The sequence below is a fragment of the Brevibacillus sp. AG genome (genome assembly GCF_028369215.1).
GTDB lineage: Bacteria > Bacillota > Bacilli > Brevibacillales > Brevibacillaceae > Brevibacillus > Brevibacillus porteri.
Genome location: NZ_JAQMYO010000003.1, coordinates 491,962 through 509,629 on the forward strand (window position 1 = coordinate 491,962; position 17,668 = coordinate 509,629).

19 protein-coding genes and 1 pseudogene are annotated in these 17,668 nt (G+C 44.5%); 4 read left to right on the plus strand and 16 right to left on the minus strand.

Annotated elements, in window-relative coordinates; genetic code table 11:
- From pelF to POF51_RS11225, 8 genes are all read right to left on the minus strand, one after another.
- The gene (gene pelF / locus POF51_RS11190) at positions 1 to 1,407 is read right to left on the minus strand and encodes a GT4 family glycosyltransferase PelF (protein ID WP_069847418.1); all 1,407 of its coding nucleotides are present in this window, start codon (positions 1,405 to 1,407) and stop codon (positions 1 to 3) included.
- 3 nt (positions 1,408 to 1,410) lie between these two features.
- The gene (locus POF51_RS11195; RefSeq protein WP_244521738.1) at positions 1,411 to 3,276 is read right to left on the minus strand and encodes a DUF2194 domain-containing protein; all 1,866 of its coding nucleotides are present in this window, start codon (positions 3,274 to 3,276) and stop codon (positions 1,411 to 1,413) included.
- Between the two features lie 38 nt (positions 3,277 to 3,314).
- Positions 3,315 to 4,289, minus strand: coding sequence for a hypothetical protein (locus tag POF51_RS11200; RefSeq protein ID WP_069847421.1), 975 nt, complete (start codon positions 4,287 to 4,289; stop codon positions 3,315 to 3,317).
- Positions 4,282 to 6,486 (minus strand): NAD-dependent epimerase/dehydratase family protein, encoded by a 2,205-nt coding sequence (locus tag POF51_RS11205; protein ID WP_271755379.1) that lies wholly within the window; start codon positions 6,484 to 6,486, stop codon positions 4,282 to 4,284. Before POF51_RS11205 ends, POF51_RS11200 begins: the two co-directional genes overlap by 8 nt.
- Entirely contained in the window at positions 6,483 to 6,902 is a 420-nt protein-coding gene (locus tag POF51_RS11210) for a response regulator (RefSeq protein ID WP_069847425.1), read from the minus strand. Before POF51_RS11210 ends, POF51_RS11205 begins: the two co-directional genes overlap by 4 nt.
- A gap of 405 nt (positions 6,903 to 7,307) precedes the next feature.
- Positions 7,308 to 7,673: a response regulator gene (locus tag POF51_RS11215; protein WP_069847427.1), complete on the minus strand. Its 366-nt coding sequence runs from the start codon at positions 7,671 to 7,673 to the stop codon at positions 7,308 to 7,310.
- 265 nt (positions 7,674 to 7,938) lie between these two features.
- Complete coding sequence (locus POF51_RS11220) at positions 7,939 to 8,547, minus strand: hypothetical protein (RefSeq protein ID WP_106834449.1); 609 nt, start codon at positions 8,545 to 8,547, stop codon at positions 7,939 to 7,941.
- A gap of 39 nt (positions 8,548 to 8,586) precedes the next feature.
- Positions 8,587 to 9,135, minus strand: a complete 549-nt coding sequence (locus tag POF51_RS11225) for a hypothetical protein (RefSeq protein ID WP_069847429.1) — start codon at positions 9,133 to 9,135, stop codon at positions 8,587 to 8,589.
- A gap of 148 nt (positions 9,136 to 9,283) precedes the next feature.
- Here POF51_RS11225 and POF51_RS11230 point away from each other — a divergent pair, with 148 nt between their 5' ends.
- Positions 9,284 to 9,688: a hypothetical protein gene (locus POF51_RS11230; protein ID WP_069847431.1), complete on the plus strand. Its 405-nt coding sequence runs from the start codon at positions 9,284 to 9,286 to the stop codon at positions 9,686 to 9,688.
- 97 nt (positions 9,689 to 9,785) lie between these two features.
- Here POF51_RS11230 and POF51_RS11235 read toward each other — a convergent pair.
- The 3 genes and pseudogenes from POF51_RS11235 to POF51_RS11245 all read right to left on the minus strand — a co-directional run.
- Positions 9,786 to 9,982, minus strand: a pseudogene (locus POF51_RS11235) (gamma-glutamyltransferase); the annotation flags it as partial.
- On the minus strand, positions 9,983 to 10,315 hold the full coding sequence (locus POF51_RS11240) for a hypothetical protein (RefSeq protein ID WP_069847528.1): 333 nt from the start codon (positions 10,313 to 10,315) through the stop codon (positions 9,983 to 9,985).
- A gap of 17 nt (positions 10,316 to 10,332) precedes the next feature.
- The gene (locus tag POF51_RS11245; RefSeq protein WP_271755380.1) at positions 10,333 to 10,929 is read right to left on the minus strand and encodes a TetR/AcrR family transcriptional regulator; all 597 of its coding nucleotides are present in this window, start codon (positions 10,927 to 10,929) and stop codon (positions 10,333 to 10,335) included.
- Between the two features lie 115 nt (positions 10,930 to 11,044).
- On the opposite strand from POF51_RS11245, the gene POF51_RS11250 reads away from it, so the two are divergent.
- The 3 genes from POF51_RS11250 to POF51_RS11260 all read left to right on the plus strand — a co-directional run bounded on the left by POF51_RS11250 (position 11,045) and on the right by POF51_RS11260 (position 12,865).
- Positions 11,045 to 11,311 carry a hypothetical protein gene (locus POF51_RS11250; protein ID WP_069847436.1) on the plus strand — a complete coding sequence of 89 codons (267 nt, stop codon included), beginning with the start codon at positions 11,045 to 11,047 and terminating at the stop codon, positions 11,309 to 11,311.
- 36 nt (positions 11,312 to 11,347) lie between these two features.
- Positions 11,348 to 11,755, plus strand: coding sequence for a YiiX/YebB-like N1pC/P60 family cysteine hydrolase (locus POF51_RS11255; RefSeq protein ID WP_069847438.1), 408 nt, complete (start codon positions 11,348 to 11,350; stop codon positions 11,753 to 11,755).
- A gap of 81 nt (positions 11,756 to 11,836) precedes the next feature.
- Positions 11,837 to 12,865: a hypothetical protein gene (locus POF51_RS11260; RefSeq protein WP_271755381.1), complete on the plus strand. Its 1,029-nt coding sequence runs from the start codon at positions 11,837 to 11,839 to the stop codon at positions 12,863 to 12,865.
- A gap of 60 nt (positions 12,866 to 12,925) precedes the next feature.
- Here the strand turns inward: POF51_RS11260 and ggt are convergent, their stop codons facing one another.
- From ggt to POF51_RS11285, 5 genes are read right to left on the minus strand one after another with little or no spacing between them, the layout of a single operon-like run.
- Positions 12,926 to 14,536, minus strand: coding sequence for a gamma-glutamyltransferase (gene ggt, locus POF51_RS11265; RefSeq protein ID WP_069847442.1), 1,611 nt, complete (start codon positions 14,534 to 14,536; stop codon positions 12,926 to 12,928).
- Positions 14,537 to 14,564: 28 nt separating this feature from the next.
- On the minus strand, positions 14,565 to 15,095 hold the full coding sequence (locus POF51_RS11270; protein ID WP_069847444.1) for a chromate transporter: 531 nt from the start codon (positions 15,093 to 15,095) through the stop codon (positions 14,565 to 14,567).
- A complete protein-coding gene (locus POF51_RS11275) occupies positions 15,092 to 15,673 on the minus strand; it encodes a chromate transporter (protein ID WP_048030999.1) in 582 nt (193 codons plus the stop codon). Before POF51_RS11275 ends, POF51_RS11270 begins: the two co-directional genes overlap by 4 nt.
- A 24-nt stretch (positions 15,674 to 15,697) precedes the next feature.
- A complete protein-coding gene (locus tag POF51_RS11280; protein ID WP_026043174.1) occupies positions 15,698 to 16,684 on the minus strand; it encodes an ABC transporter ATP-binding protein in 987 nt (328 codons plus the stop codon).
- Positions 16,681 to 17,655 carry an ABC transporter ATP-binding protein gene (locus POF51_RS11285; RefSeq protein ID WP_026043173.1) on the minus strand — a complete coding sequence of 325 codons (975 nt, stop codon included), beginning with the start codon at positions 17,653 to 17,655 and terminating at the stop codon, positions 16,681 to 16,683. Before POF51_RS11285 ends, POF51_RS11280 begins: the two co-directional genes overlap by 4 nt.
- Positions 17,656 to 17,668 lie beyond the last annotated feature (13 nt).

Sequence of the window (17,668 nt, forward strand, 5' to 3'; positions counted from 1 at the left end):
TTACACCTCGTATTTCCGATACATATTGCGATATCCCGCCAAGAAATTCTCATGTGTGTAAATAGCTGATACTCTCTGGAAGCCACATCTGCCCATTCGCCGTCTCATGGGCTCGTTTTGGCATAACGTAATGATCGCTTGAGCAACTTGAGTAAAATGCATGACGGGTACCGTTATCCCTGCGTTGCCATAGTTGTCGCCATTGCCGTACAACAATTCCCGACAGCTTCCCACGTCCGTTGTGACGAAGGGCTTTCTGCATGCCATTCCTTCCAAAATAACGAGCGGTTGTCCTTCACTGATGCTGGTCAAAACAAGCATGTCCATTTTTCCGAGATACTCTTTCACATTGACCGCACCCGTAAACGTAACATCCTCCAGTTGCAGGCTTTCGACCAATTGCAGGCATTCTGTGTAGTACTCCTCGTCTTCATCCGTCGGACCCATGATGACAAAGCGTGCGTGTGGCACTTGTTCTTTGACGAGCCCGAAGCTGTGCAGCATTGTTTTAATATCCTTGATGGGTACCACGCGGACGACAGCGCCAATCGTTATTGCATCGTTCTTTTTTTCCTCCACGATGTCTACATAATCGCTCACTTTTACACCGTTTGGGATCACTGATACTTTGGAAGGATCACAGCCTAGCTCAATCTGAATTTCCTTGTTTCGCTCAAACAACGTGATTACCTCATCCGCGTAAGAGTAGGCACATGCAGAAAGGTTATGAAAATAATCAATCCAAATATCTTTAAAGTGACCCTTAATCCAGTTTGCCTTGATAATTTCTTCTTCCCGCTCGCGGGTGTAGATTCCGTGCTCCGTCAGCAAAAACGGCTTTTCATGCAGATACTTCCCGAGACTCCCTGCTACACCGCCATATCCCGTACAAACACTGTGATACAAATCCGCTTGCGGCATGCCGTTTTGAATGACTAGACATAGTGGCAACACCATCGAGCGAATCATCCAGATCATTTCGGTAAAGGGAATTTGCGGGTATTTTTGCTCGCAAAGCCGCTGGATTACCTCGAAAAAGTCCTTGCTTGTAAGCAACTCGGCTACGGATGGCACCTTACTCCCCGACAACACGGAAAAAAGAGCATGCCAGTCGCCCTTACTGCCATCAAGCAACGAAAGCACCGCTTGCTGCTCATCCTCAGTTAGCCCCAGACGCTTGCCCAGTGCAGCATCTTCTTTGAGATAGGCATCCAGAAATACCTCTTTGATTTCCACCACATTCGCGGGGAGCTGGTAGACGTATTTCCCCCTATTTTTCTCTTCTGCACCAATCGCATAAATGATAAACTCATGCTCTGGCATGCTAGCGATTAAGGAATGAATCCAACTAGAGACACCCCCTGTAATAAAAGGGTAAGATCCTTCGGCAATCAGACAAATTTTCATCGCTTACTCTTCCAGTCCTATTTCAAATTTTGCACCCGTTGCACGTACGAGATAGGCGCCTTCCTCTATTTTTTCTACCGTGCAATTTACTAAGCTCGTCATTTTTTTATTTGTCCGCAAGATGTAATACATTTCGTCGGAGAAGTTGTTCATGTATCCTGTCATTTTTTTATCCGTATGCGCTATATACACATCCGTCTGCAAATAGCTCTCAAGGCTTGCTGCAGCTTCGGAAGCAGTCTGGCTGCGCAGCCATGGATAGTGCTGGTAAAGCTCTTCCATCATACGTTGAAAGTCTTTTGCCAATTCCGGCCACGACTTGTTATTGCTTCGTTCCTTGTCCAACACATCGTCTGGATGAACAAAATGGGAAAAGACCCCGATGGATGTGATCGCATTCGCTATGTACCAATCATGAATGTCTGTCCGACTGTATCCCGAGGTAATACGCGGCAGCTCTACGATGCCATCTTCGGCCACGGAAAACTCCTGGATGTATTCGTGCGTGCTGTCTGATTCCGCATATAAGGAGGCAATGACTCTCAGATCAGGGAAGGACGTTTTCAGCGCTCGACGCCCTTCGGCTCCCAACACGTTGGAAGGCGGGACATACACCTGTACGTCATATGACGAGAAGACCTTCTTGATATAATCGTTCAGGTACGAAAGTGACTCGGCCATACTTGCTTCATCAGGCCAAGCCTTATACTCGTAATGGCTCGCTGTCGCTTGATCAGTAACCAGCGATTGATGATTATATCCGTGGATGCCCAATTCGCCACCCAATTTCACCAAATCCCTGCCGTACGTAATCAGATTGTTCGAATCTGTTCCTTCCTCATCGGCGAAGGGGGCGGAAACACGGTTATTGTAGGTTTTGATAATCGCTCCCGTGTAGGTCACATCGTAATCAGCAGCAAGCTTGATCATGTCTGGCCACCACACATCCCGAAAGAAGCTGGGAATATCTTTACGGTACTCGCGGTAAATACTCGGCTCGATTCCCTTGCGAAAGGGAGCAGGAAAGTCGTCAATATACGTGATTTTCATATTGAAAATGGGGTACATGAAATCTTGATTCAGTAAACTGATGCCACCAGCAATCAGTCCTCTGTTCATGGCAGACTGCATATTTGTCCCGTTATAGACCAGGAACTTTCCCTGTCCATGCTGAGCCTCCCATAGCAGTGGCATATTGTCGGCAGAAACAGCATGTACCTTCGCTTGCCTATCCAGCTCTACGGGAATCGAGGAATTAACAATGGACTCTCCCCCGATTTTTGCATTTTCTCCTTGGATCAAGAGATTGGATCTCATCTGAATGCCGTTTGTCACGATGGGGAGATCGATGGAATTGATCCCTAGCTTTCGGTAAATGCGATATAAACTGTCATTGTATTCAGGCGTACGAGAAAGGAACACATTTCCCCCATTGTGCGCATATTGCATCATCGCATCCAGATCGGCTAGCAAGCCCAGATTTTCTACAGTGACAATGACCGTCATGTATTGGAGGTCGGGCTTCGAAAATTGCTTAATGTCTGCGAGATCGTACTCCTTTTTCATGTACCGTAGCACTTGCTCCACATTCCTCGCGATTGCCATACTGCTCTCATCCTTGGAATCATGCAGAATGAGGAACCGCTCCCTTGCAAGCTTGGCGATTTCCTCCTGGCTGATTGCGTTTTGCTTCGGCTCGTCAGTCTGCACTCCCGAGCCTCCCGATTTATTACTGCTCACCTGGAGGATGAACTGTGATCGGGTAGCTTCTATGGTGATCCCCAGAATCGCCACAAAGATCAGAATGAGGTAGATGTTTTTTTTCACAGGAATGTCGTTGGACCTCGACTGGCTCCATTCTCGATCCATTTCCCTGTCTCTTTTCTTTCTCCTGTTCCTTGTCATTCTCATTTTGTATCGCTCATCTCTTTCGAATTCGTACCTGTTTCCTGTGCAGCAGCGACTTCCTTCCAAGTACTGTCTTGCTCATCAGCTTCTAGGGTGTTCCAGTAGCGAATCATCATCAGCGTAGCGTGAGAGATTTTAACCGCCGAGCCTTTTAATCGATTCATTTCTGCCGCAAACCCTGCATGGTCTCTGATCGTAAAGAATCGCTTTAGCGACATGACATATGGCTGTTCGCTTTCTGGATGATACTCATGAAACAATTGACAGTACTGTGCGGCTTTTTCATAGGACTGGTTCACTAGCTCACAATTGATCTTGTCCACAAAATAGCTTTCTTCTTCCTTATAGATGTCCAATAAAGACTCCAGCACAAAGGAATACGTATAGCTGTATTTCACATAGGTTCGTTGATCAATAAGTGGACTGTCCAAGTACTTCTTCAATACGTCTGCGTAGGCGCGCAAAACCTCAAGATTCTGCTTGTTTTCCTCGTATTTCACCGATAAATCCTGCAGCTGAAGCTGAAGGTTGCGTCGCATTTCCGTTAAAGCGGCTGCTGCGTAGTGAACCGTTTCCGAATCTTCGTTTTGCAGGGCTGTCTCCAATGTGCCGATCTGCCAAATGGTCTGCTCTTTCAGGACATCGATCAGCATCTTTCGCCGCGTGCTGGTGTCATTCAAAATCAGAATGTCCTCAACTGGAACGATGTTCATTTCCTTTTCCATGTCCGTTCTTCGAAAAATATTTGATCCCTCCGAGAGCTTCAGCAAATCGCTCTCCAGCATTAACTCATTCACATTCTTTTTCGATGTGCGCTTGTACACATCGGTAATTGCTAATAATAAAAGACCGAAAATGGGAAGAAAGCCAGCGACTAGCATTCGCACGATCAGCATTTGCTTATTACGGCCGTGGCTTTGCATCAAACTGTAACAAACAGTCACCAATACATGGAGGAAGACAAAATTAAGCATAGGCGCCATCCCTCAGGGAGAAGCGATCCTGGTCTTTTTCCTGTACAATTCTCGCTGCCATGCCGCGTCTACCAAGCCGATCAATCACGATATTGGCTTCTTGCTCGTTTGAATTGGAGAGAATGATATAGATGTCTCCTGCTTCGTCCATTCCCATATAATCCGCTTCGCGCAGAGAGCTGGCGATAAAGGAAGAGAGCGTATGATGGTCCATTTGCGCAGCGTCCACTGCCAAGAGTGTAAAGTCAGTGTTCAACTGTTGCTTGGCGTCCCTTTTGTTCTTCAACATAGCCGAAAAATAGGCTGGAATCAGGATGGAGGTGTCTTCTAGATAGCGATCCTTTTGTGTGGAGTTTAAGAAACGAAGTGAACGCGACAACGCGGAAGAGATCAATTGAACGGCGACCTGGAAAAGGTTTTGGGTGTACATCGTAAAATTTTCGAATCCAAGTTGTTGCAGCGTTATGACCGCCACCATTTTGCCATTGTCAAAAATGGGAGCTGCCATAAGAGGCATGTCGTGACGCAGCTCTTTATTCACGATGATCTTCTTCATTATCATTAGTTCAGTAAGATAAGCATGCTCACTCATTTTCAACGAGCGTGGCAGATCAAAGCCCGCTTTATTTGATTTAGCCATCAATCGCAAGAAGGAGCCATTTTGATTCATCGTATAAATTGCGATCTCATCGGACTTCATGATTCTTTCCAGCACCTTGACCGATTTCTGCAATACGCGTTCCGGCTCGAGGCTGTCCAGCTCCTTGGTGATGTTGTAGATTTTTCCGAAACTGTCTTCCGAATTCACGATCTGCTGCTGCAATTCTTGCTTGACCATCAGGACATCGTTGTAAATGTCTTTTAAAAAGTCATACTTGTCTTCCAGCGCTTGCTTTTGCAATTCCTTAGACAGTATGTCCCTGTTGCGTTTATCGATCGAATACCCCACAGCAATCCCGATAATAAAATAGACAGCGATATGAAACAGAGCATTGGCGTCATACAAGAGCGATACGACATCGCGCCCGTTATGCAGGCTTTCTCCGATGAAAAGTCCACAGGCCAGGATGACAGACAAGAGCGATTGCTTCGTTCCGTAAATCGCGCCTATCAACACAATGTAAATCAGCTTGAGATCAAAAACACCACTGTTAACCGTTCCAACTGTAGCGAAAACCACCACAAGAAAAGCGAGAACGTTCTCAATGTACGGCCTTGCATCCCATGAACGGAGCCAATTGATCGTTTTCTTCGCTTCGCTCTCCTGCTCTTGTTCTTTCTCTGCGAGGGTCTCTTGATACCACTGCGCCGTTTTTTCCAGCCCCTCCGGCAATGAATACATCGGGATCCAATCTAGTCTTCTCTTTGCCCGCGTATTGTCCAAAACCGACTTATCTACATCTCCTGGGCGTTTTTCCCTTCGCACTATTCCCTGGAGCTGCTGGTTCGCCCCGAGAATGTCAATAAGCTCATTAATGCTGCTTTCCTGATTGGTAGATAAATTCATCACCCCGGTATCATCCGTGGTAACGGAACGGAAAATGGCGTCAGCTACATCCTCTACATAAATAAAATCTCTCGTTTGACTGCCGTCCCCGTGCAAAACTATTTCTTTTCCATGGTTGATCTGGGTTAAAAAAGTAGAGATGACGCCGCCTTCCCCGACTGCGCTTTGTCTCGGGCCATACACATTCGCCAAGCGAAAGACAACCGTTCGCAAGCCATACATTTCCGCCCATTTGCGGCAATACATTTCACCGATGTGCTTGTTTATTCCATAAACAGATACCGGATCACACACTGAATCTTCGTGTAAAGGAGTATTTTCATTCATGCCGTAAACAGCGGCTGATGACGCAAAAATAAATTTGGACACGCCATATTTGCTTGATAGCCTCAGCATATTCATGAGTCCAAGAATATTCGTATTCGAATCCAGCAGGGGGTCTTCCATGGATGCAGCAACACTTACTTGGGCCGCTAAATGTACGACGACATCGAACTTGTTGCTTTTAAATACTTCATCGCATTTTTTATCCGCTACATCCAGCTCGTATGCCTTATGCGGAAATGTGACGTTCCTCTGATTGCCTGAACTGAGATTGTCGAGGATAAATACTTGATAGCCTTCCTTATTAAATCTCTCTGCGACAAAAGAACCGATGAACCCATAACCACCTGTGATCAAAACTTTCATACTAACACCTCAGCTATTTGTTTCCCCTGTCTATCTCCCTGACGAACATTTACCCCTGTTCCCAGCACTTTTTGGACAGCCCATTCGATTCGCTCCAGCTGCAGTGGCTTCGCTATAAAATCCCGCGCACCTGCCTGAATCGCCTTGATGACGGTATCGTGCCTAGACACCGCTGAGCAAATAATGATCTTGGCATCCTTGTCCAACTCCATGATTTTGCGTGATGCAGTCAAACCATTCATGCCGGGCATGGTGATATCCATTGTGACGAGTGATGGTTTATACAAGCAGTAATTTCTAACAGCCTCCTCTCCTGAATCAGCTTCCGCTATGACATGTAGTCCTAACGACTCAAATATGTTGCGCAGCACATGTCTCGTAAACGCTGTATCATCAACAATCAGAATGCTATTCATCCAAAACGCTATCTCCCATCCTATCCATCTATATCTTTTGGATCATTTTATTATAGTAATATATTCCTGATTTCACTACCAACCAAAGTTACCATCTTGCAAATTTCATTTTCCGTAGGCACAAAGACCCCTGACATGTAGCTTTTCCTATTCTACTAGGATCATCTCAACAAATTCTGAACAAAAGTCAAAAAGACCATCAGATGTCTCCGCTCCCCTGCCATATAAAAAGAAGAACAGGGACAGATACCTATACGGCAGCTTTTCCCTGTTCTTCTTCATGTTTTTACACTATTTTTTTCGCCGAACCTTCTCTTTCTCTTTTTTCAACAAACGAATCTCGCTACGAGTCATCCCAGTTTCCATGTACCCTAGCGAAAGCTCCGCCTTCACGCAACACCACAGCTATTCTGTTTCCAACAAATTTTGAACAGCCCATTCAATCCTCTCGAACTGTAAGGGCTTTGCGATAAAATCACGTGCACCTGCCTGGATCGCTTTGATGACAGTGTCGCGTCGTGCAACTGCGGAGCAAATAATGATCTTCGCATCCTTATCCAGCTCCATGATTTTTCGGGAAGCAGCCAAACCGTTCATGCCCGGCATGGTAATATCCATCATGACGAGTGACGGTCGATACAAACAATAGTTTCTAACAGCTTCCTCCCCTGAATCAGCTTCTGCAACTACCTCAACACCTAATTTCTCAAACATGTGACGGAGCACGAGTCTCGTAAACGCTGTATCATCAACAATTAAAATGCTATTCATCCAAAATGATTTCTCCTATCTTTTATACCGCGACTTTCAAACCATCATAAAGGGTTTCCTATACGCAAAAATGACATAATCTGACCATTTTCTACATTCTACTAGGAACATCTAAACAGTTTCTGAACAGAACAGAATAGTCACAAAAAGAAACAGGCATGAAGGACTACATACTTTTCGTCCATTCCATTACTGGGAAATAAAAAAAGCCGAAGCATCTGCTTCGGCTCTACTCTCTTTTCTATTCGGTTCTCTTTTCCCGAAATTATTCAATGAACTCACTATATTTTTCTAGAACATCTTCTTTTAACGTAATCCCTGAATTTTTGCTCAGTGATTTTTCACTTTTTGCTGATTTTGAATCTAAATTAAATTTTCCTAAATCATTGTTAATTACACTGTACTGTCCATGTCCATTATCATTCAAGAAAATAATGTACTTCTCACCTTGTTCCATTTCTTTATATTCATCAATCGTGATTTTTTTCGTTCCATCTAACTCGATCATACCAACAGGTTCTATTATGGAAAGTGTTTCAGATTCTTCTAAATCAAAGTCATTCGGAGATTTAATAATTTTATCTATCTCAATCTCTGTTAATGTATAAAAGTCTTGCAAACTACCATCTTCATAATAACTCGTCTTATGTTCTCGATCTGAAAAGTCAGAGGTTGGAGTCCCTATCAGAATTAAATCTGCTTCATCCAACTCCTCGGCACTTTCATATGTCATATAAAGTGCTTCTAAAGAGATTGTTTCCATTGGCTCATTCTTTTTGGAAAAGGTGCTGAAAGCTGCGCACACAAAAACGATGGCAGTCAACATGATTCCAATTGCTATTTTCATATACAATCGATTCATTTTCAGATTCATCCAAAAACCTCTCCTTTGACTTTATATTATTTCTCTTTTCTATTGTCCCCATTTATTCTTTAATTCTGTCTTATCATAGGAGCTCGGTCCTCTACTTTGTATCCCTTGTTTCATAACAGAAGTTACGTTGCCAACAGGATGTGCCAATTTCAGACTGTGTCCAATTTCGTGTGTAGCATTCGAAATTCTTTCAGCTTCGCTCATATTAAACGCGTCCATATTGTTGTGAAATATATGAACTTTGGTGGAGCTCCAATTACCATTAATATTTGCCATCCGAGTACCATTATACGGGTCCATCCTTCCTAACAACCCTTGAACACTCGTTTCTCCTACATAGTATTTATCTGAATTCTCATGCGTCCGTGAAACAAAGCTAACCTTTGATGAAATGCCTTCCCAATTACGAATGGCTTGGTTATAAACATTCTCGTAGTCATAGGAGTAGTTGTATACGGAGGAATCAAACTCATATACCGTAGTCCCTCCCCATGTTTTTCCTCCCTGCCAGTAATCAGCAAGTGCAGACTGAATAGGAACAATCAATAAGAGCGTTGCAATACCTAAGCTAGTAAATTTTCTCTTCATGACTCACACCTCTTTTTCCTTTTTTTGGAATTTATACCAATTGTATGAATATTTCTGCAAGTTGTAAATACTATATTTTCGGAGAAAATAGTTATTTACACCCCAAATCAAATCGTCCGCCAAATTGGATAGAATCGGAGGTAAAATCATGGTACAAAAGAAAATTCTACTACTCCTTGCACTGCTCTTCCTCTCAGGGTGCAATGAAAAACCGGTCGAAAACATCACCTTGCAAGCCGTTGTTCAAGCATTTGATTCGAACACACTGCCTTTGACGAAATCCGAAAACGCAGATTACTTTGTCCTGAACGGTCAATCCCCTGAAAAATATGCAGTGAACGGAAATCCCCTGTACATTTATGTGTTTGCATCAGAAGAAGATGCAAAAAAGGGATTGGAAGATTTCTTTAACCAAACGGAAAAATTGAACATGGTTATACCGCAAATATTTGCGGCAAAAAACGTTTTGATATTTTATCTTAGCCCCGAGACGAGAACAGATCCCTTTTCAGAAAGGGACGAAAAAATCTTGTCTATCGTCAATTCCATCTAAGGTTAAAGAATAGCGGTTCGTGGGTCTTCTCGTTCCAACGCAAAAAGCCGAAGCATCGCTTCGGCTCTTTTTGATCCTCTTCCCTTCTCCTCTTTCATTACCAAGCTGCAATACAACTATCCGTACGCATATCAGTACCACCACTCAGCACACCATTTTCATCACGCCAAATGCTCCGGTAAATGACGCTCCAGCTCCACTGTATTGCCTTCCATCCACTGCCAACGCGGCGGAAACATGACCTTGAGGCTGCATGAAGCCACCCATTACAACTTATGGGCCAACCGCTTTTCCTTAGGTTCTAAGATTGTTCTTTTGTTCTCTTTTGCCAAGAAGATCTTTAGCAAGTGTGAGATACCACGCAACTATTTCCATAAAAGCAAGGATAACAAACAATGCCCATATTTCCCCTTGGGTAAGGTGGTACAACAGGTTATCAATTTCTGTACCAGAACCGCGCATCAAGGACTGCAAAAAAAATACAATTGGACCGAAAATAGAAAAAAATATAGTTATCATCGAAAAAAGGGTACGCCGTTTCCGAATTAGATACACAATACTACTGATTATTGTTATGAGAATAAATATATAATAGACATTCCACACCCATGGAGGTAAAGTTTCCATGGTAGCCCTCCCTTCCATCAGTCAAGCTCCAGAATTTGTTTGATCTGTTGCTCTATTTGATCGAGCGAATAACCACTCGAAACAAAGCTATTTTGAAGATTGTATCCATCAAGTACGGCAACTATCCTTCTTGAAGTTATTTCCAAATCTAAATTTGCAGAAAGTTCATTAGTTTGTTTCCCCTTTTCCAAGACCATACATATTAACTTGAACCATTCCTGATAATAGATAGACATCCTCTCTTTGACGATTTCATTTCTAACAGCAATAGAACAAAATTCAAAGAAAAGAGGAATCCAATTATCTTCATTGCTTAACTTATAGAATATCTTTATACCTTGACTGATTATGCTTTCAAAGGTGGCATTGGAGTTTAACAAAGGTAGAAAATGCTGTTTATACACTGTCAACTTATGATCCATAAATTCTAAAAAGAAGTCTTCTTTACTTTTAAAGTGCAAATAAAATGTCCCTTTTGTATATCCAGCCTCCTTTGCCAATAAATCAATTGAAGCTTTGTCATAGCCATATTGCCCAAAAACCTTTAAAGCTGCATCCATCAACCTTTGATAAGATTCGTTGCTTTTCTGCGCATGTTTGCTTACTTTATCCATTTTACATATACTCCCTTTTTTAGCAATATTTTATTTAATTCCGATTGTACCCATGTTATATTGCATTACAAATACTAACCGGTTAGTATTAATTTATTTTAAGGAGTTGTTCTTCATGCGTCTCCAAAATAAGCTTATCGCTCTCGCTATCACCGCACTCAGTATTTCTAGCATCCCCATTTTTGCTCATGCTTCTAATGGTACTCAGGTAGGGCTTTTAGACTTAACATCTTCTGAAGTACAAGAGGAGTTAGCAAAGGAAGAAAAGGAAACAAAATTCAATAAAGAGCAAAGAAATAAAGCGAAAAAAAGAAAAGAAATTAATAATTTGGATGACTTAAAGAAAAATGCACCTGAAAAATATAAAGAAATTCAAAATTAACAAGCCAAGCTAACAGCCCTTGCATCGAGCGGAAAAATGGGAACAGTTGGTGATATACTTATTACTTATGACAACGAAACAAGTGGTTGGAATCACGGTCATGCTGCTATTGTGAGGAAAAACAATGATTATATTGTAGAAGCCTGGCCAAAAGAGGGAGTACGTGTGTACAAAAATAACTGGGGAAATCGCTTCAACTCCGCTTACAAATTTTATGTGAAAGGCGCAGATGACACTGACTTTAATAATGCACAAAAATATGCCTACTCTCAATTAGGAAAACCTTATCAACTAAACGTGCAAAAACATTTTACTGATGCCTACTACTGCTCACAACTTGTTTGGAAAGCTTGGTATGAACAAGGCTTTGATGTCGATGCTGATGGCGGCTTTCTTGTAACTCCTGCAGATATTGACGACTCGAAATTAACTGTAGAATATTAATGTAAGATTAAGAGTGTGTGAAGAGCACACTCTTAATTTTGAATTTTCAGTATTCAATCTTAGATTAGGGGGGATTATGTAATGAAACCATTCTTATCATTAAAATCACGCATGGTTACGATGTTAATCGGTTGCAGCATAATTTTCACATGTATAACACTAACTCCACTTTTAATGAAAGCAAAAACACTTACTATATTCGATAACAAATACTTGTTTTTATATTCAAATCCCTTTAAAAACAACACCTATATTATATCAACAAATGATGGCCGTTCTTTTGACAAAACAACTTATGACATTAATGATACTCCCACTTTAATTAGAAACCACAATAATGAACTAATTTTACCAGCAGAACACATTTCAAAAAAATATATTGTAAAGGATGACTACTCTATTTCAGAACAAAACCAAGAGGCTCCCTACTCATTCCTTATCGATCTACAGGACATTCAAATTGAGGGATTGAACGTTAGTTATGCGGAGAATTTGCTTCGAGTTAATGATCGCAAAATGAATAAAACTTATAAAATTAAACTACCTGCTTACTTAGCAAATGCAACGTACGACCAGAATAACATTTATGTTTTGAATTACAATACTACAACTGAAAAGAATGAACTCCATATTATTAATAGAACAACAGGCACCCTTATACACTCTTATATAATTAGTGAAGGGGCAACTGAAATGCTAGCAGTAAATGACTATCTCTTTCTTTCAACAGACAATCGTCTAACAAAATTAGACATACGCTCTGGAAAAATCGAGTATATTAAGTATCCTTTAAATGTAGCCTTTGCAGATACTTTATATCTTGATCAAAACAACGATTTGTTTGTTTGCTTTGTAGATTTTTCCGGTAATGCTGGATTACTCATATTAAATAAAGATTATAACTCTATTAAAAAGAATATTAATTTAAACTTAGGATACATGAAATCTAAGTTTGAAAAAAATAAATTATACATACTATCACAAATGAAGGATCTTACCGAAGACGGGGCAAAGTTTGCAATAGTGGATTTGAGATCGCTACAAATTGAACAGGTATTTCAATTGCCTGTTCTTGATACCAAAGTACAGGATTTTCTTGTTTTGGATTAAACTCAGACATAATGTCAGCAGCAAGCTCTGGCATTATGTCTGAAATAGTATTTTAGTTCCTTACCAAGCAGCAATGCTGCTGTCTGCGCGCATATCAGTACCACCGCTCAGCACACCATTTTCATCACGCCAAATGATTTGACCACGCCCGAAGTAATTGCCGAGCTGCGCCCACTTGATGGTATGGCCCCTGCGCTCCAAGGCTTGTGCCAAATGCTCCGGGAAATGACGCTCCAGCTCCACCGTTTTGCCTTCCATCCACTGCCAGCGCGGTGCATCGAGCGAAGCTTGCGGATTGAGGTGGAAGTCGATCGTGTTCATGACCACCTGTACGTGTCCTTGTGGCTGCATGAAGCCGCCCATTACGCCGAATGGCCCCACTGCTTTTCCATCCTTCGTCAAGAAGCCCGGGATAATGGTGTGGAACGTTCTTTTGCCTGGCTCCAAGCAATTGTCATGAGCAGGGTCCAGCGAGAAGTTATGACCTCGGTTTTGCATGGCAATCCCCGTCCCCGGCACAACGACCCCAGAACCAAAGCCCATGTAATTGCTTTGGATAAAGGACACCATGTTGCCCTCACCGTCAGCAGTCGCCAAATAGACCGTGCCGCTCGTTTTCGGCTGACCAGGCTCTGGCGTCAAGGCTTCATGACCAATCAGTGCACGGCGAGTGGCAGCGTATTCCTCTGACAACAGTGCTTCCTTGGAAACTTTCATTTTGCTCTCTTCTGTGATGTATTTTAATCCATCGACAAATGCCAGCTTCATCGCTTCGATTTGCTTGTGATACGTTTCCGTAATGTCTTTTGCGTCAAAATCAAAGCCCTTCAGAATGTTCAACGCCATCAGACCGATCATTCCTTGCCCGTTCGGCGGGATCTCCCACACATCATAGCCGCGGTAGTTGACACTGATCGGCTTCACCCATTCCGGCTCATAGGCAGCTAGGTCTTCTTTGCGCAAGTAGCCGTCACACTTCCGGGAAAACGAGTCAATCTGGTCTGCCAGCTCTCCGCGATAGAAGCTCTCTGCATTTGTTTCCGCGATTTGACGCAGCGTCTCAGCATGACCCGGCGACTTCCAGATGTCTCCCGCTTGTGGCACCTTGCCATCTGGCGTAAAGGTGGAGAACCAATGTGCGAACTCTTCTCCTTTGCATAGCTGGGAAAACTTTTTGTGTGCGGCATTCCAATAATGCGCCAATGTTGGCGATACCGGATAGCCATTCTCCGCATAATCAATCGCTGGCTGCAAAACCTCTGTCAGTGGAAGACGTCCAAAACGCTTGGACAAGGCGGCCCACGCAGCAGGTGCGCCTGGTACCGTGACAGGTGTCCAGCCGTAGGTCGGCATTTCTCCCAGACCTTTTGCTTTTAATGCCTCAATGGAGATTCCTTGTGGAGCAGGCCCGCTTGCATTCAGTCCATGCAGCTCGTCTTTGATCCACACGAGGGCAAATGCGTCTCCCCCGATGCCGTTCGAGGTCGGTTCTACTACAGTTAGGCACGCAGCTGTTGCAATCGCCGCATCCACCGCATTTCCGCCCTTTTTCAATATATCGAGCCCTGCTTGTGCCGCCAGTGGCTGCGAGGTCGCCACCATGCCGTTCTTGGCAAAAGTCGTCACACGCTTCGATGGGTATGGGTATTCCATTGCGTCATAGTTAACCATGATTTATGCCTCCTTAAGTAGTTCTTTGTTAGCCGATGAAAACAAACCCGTAAGCCATCGCTCCCAGAATGACAAAAGCGGGATGGACCTTCCATGTTTCGAGCAGAAGGTAGGATACCACTGTCAAAATCCCTGTTTGCATCCAGCCGATCCCCTCGACTGCGCCCATCAGGAATTGATACGTCATCGTTCCAAGCAAAACAGTAACGACTGGCCGTACCGATTGGGTCATCGCTTTTACCTGTGGAGCACTGCGAAATAAATTAATAAAACCCATCAATAAGACCATCGCGATCGCTGTTGGAGCAACCGTTGCCAATAACGCGACTACTGCACCCGGTACACCCGCTACCTGATAGCCAATGTACCCAGCGAGCTTGGTCGCGATTGGGCTGGGCAGCGCATTTCCTACCGCCAGCACTTCTCCGAATTCCTGTACAGTCATCCACTGGTAATGGTCAACCACTTCATTTTGGATCAACGGGATGCTCGGTGGTCCTCCCCCGTACCCCAAAATGTTGGAGATGAAAAAGGCCCAAAATAATTGCAGGTAAATCATGCTACTCCCTCCTTGCCATCCTTGTCCTTGCGCTTGCGGACAGACCAAGTAGAGTAGGCAAATGAAACGGCCAGCGCAATTCCTACTACGATGCCCGGATGCCAATCAAGGAAGAGCAACGCTACGAGTGAGAGGGCGAGGGAAAGGCTCACACCTGCTTTGCTGGACGCTCCCTTCCAGCCCTTTGAAAGGAATTCCCACGTAAGGACGCCTGTCATGACTGCGATTACGGGACCGATTGCCTGGATCATGCCGTATACACCCGGCGCATCCTTCCATTGATAAATGACTTGCAGCAAACCGATCATCACAAGCACGATTGGCATCACTACTGCGATGTTTGCCACCAATGCACCCTTCCAGCCTTTTACCCGATAGCCGATAAATGCGGCCAGCTTGGTCGCAATCGGTCCTGGAAGAGCGTTGCCGAGCGCCAGATTGTCGGAAAAGTCCTCATCTGTCACCCATTTGTACTTTTTCACGCATTCGGTGTAAAAGAGAGGAACCATCGTAGGTCCTCCCCCAAACCCGAAGATTCCGATGCGGAAAAAGGCGAGAAATAATTGCCAGTAAATCATAGCTGTACCTCCATCCTTGCCAAGCTAGCGGATAAGTTCGCCCGATTGCACCAAATGACAGGATACCAGTTGGCCCTTGCCGATGTCTGACAAACTGGGCACCTGCGTCTTGCAAGTCTCTGTCGCATATGGACAACGCGGATGAAAAGTGCAGCCGCTCGGTGGATTTGCTGGACTCGGCAAATCGCCTGTCAACAAGATCCGTTCGCGCTTTTGCCGTGGTTTCGCTACTGGAACAGCCGAGAGCAGCGCCCGTGTATACGGATGACTCGGGTTCTCAAATAGCGTCCGCTTGTCAGCAATTTCTACGATCCGTCCCAAATACATCACCGCGATCCGGTCGCACAAGTGCTTCACGACCGACAAATCATGCGAAATGAACATCAGGGTCAGATTGAATTCTTTTTTCAAATCCTTCAACAAATTGAGTACCTGTGATTGAATCGACACGTCCAATGCAGATACGGGCTCATCGGCAATGATCAGCTTTGGTTTTACGACCAGTGCGCGGGCGATTCCGATCCGCTGTCTCTGCCCACCGGAAAAATCGTGTGGGTGGCGGTTCAGATGTTCTTTTCGCAAGCCAACGACCTGAATAATCTCTTCGATGACTTTTTCCCGCTCTGCCTTTGTCCCGATGTTGTGCACCATCAGCGACTCCATCAAAATCTGCTTGATCGTCATCCGTGGATTCAGCGAAGCGTATGGGTCCTGAAAAATCATTTGCAGGTTCCGCCGCATGACGCGCATTTCTTCTTTTGGAAGTTTCGCTAAATCTTTGCCGTCAAACCAGACTTCTCCTGCTGTCGGCTCCAAGAGGCGTAGAATCGTTCGGCCCGTCGTAGACTTGCCGCAGCCCGATTCCCCTACAATCCCAAGCGTTTCACCGGGATACACGGTCAGATCAATACCATCGACTGCTTTTACATGTCCCGTTGTCCGCTTCAAAAATCCACCCTTGATGGGAAAATGCTGTTGCAGCCCTTTTACTTCTAAGAGAGGTGTCGTCATGCCTGTTCTCCCTCCTTCGCGTACAGCCAGCAGCGACATTTTTGATTGTCCAGTTGCAAGAGTTCAGGGGGCTTTTCGTGACAAATCGCTATCGCTTGCGAACAGCGCGGGGCAAAACGGCAGCCCACTGGCATTTGATACGGCAAGGGAACTGCTCCTGGAATGGTTTCTAGATATTCGCGCTCTTCGTCCAGCTCCGGAATCGAGTTCATCAGACCGATCGTATACGGATGCTTCGGACTGTCAAACAGCGTATCGACATCAGTCTCTTCAACGACTTGCCCAGCATACATGACAATCACGCGGTCACACATCTCGGCTACTACACCCAAATCATGCGTAATCAGCATGATGGAAGTTCCCGTTTTTTCTTTTAAATCGCGCATCAAATCGAGAATTTGCGCCTGAATCGTCACATCCAGTGCCGTTGTCGGCTCGTCTGCAATAATCAGCTTCGGATCGCAGGACATGGCCATCGCGATCATTACACGCTGGCGCATCCCTCCTGATAGCTGATGCGGAAACTCTCCGTAAATCTCTTCTGCACGAGGCATTCCGACTGCTTTTAGCATCGCAATCGCCCGTTCCTTTGCCTCTGCCTTCGTTACCTTGCGATGCAGCATGACTGCTTCCTCAATTTGTTTGCCTACGGTATGCAGCGGATTGAGGGATGTCATTGGCTCTTGAAAAATCATCGCGATTTCATTACCGCGTACACCTTGCATTTCTTTTTCCGACAGCGCAAGCACGTTCTTCCCATTGAAGCGAATCGATCCTTCCGTGCTTCCGTTGGGCGGCAGCAAGCGCATGATCGACAGGCTGGTTACACTCTTCCCACAGCCGGATTCGCCCACGACGCCAAGCGTTTCACCAGCACGGATAAAGAAGTCGACGCCGTCCACGACACTGACGACACCGCTGTCCGTGCGAAAACGGGTTCTTAGCTGTTCCACTTCCAAGATGGTCGTCATCTGCTCCACTCCT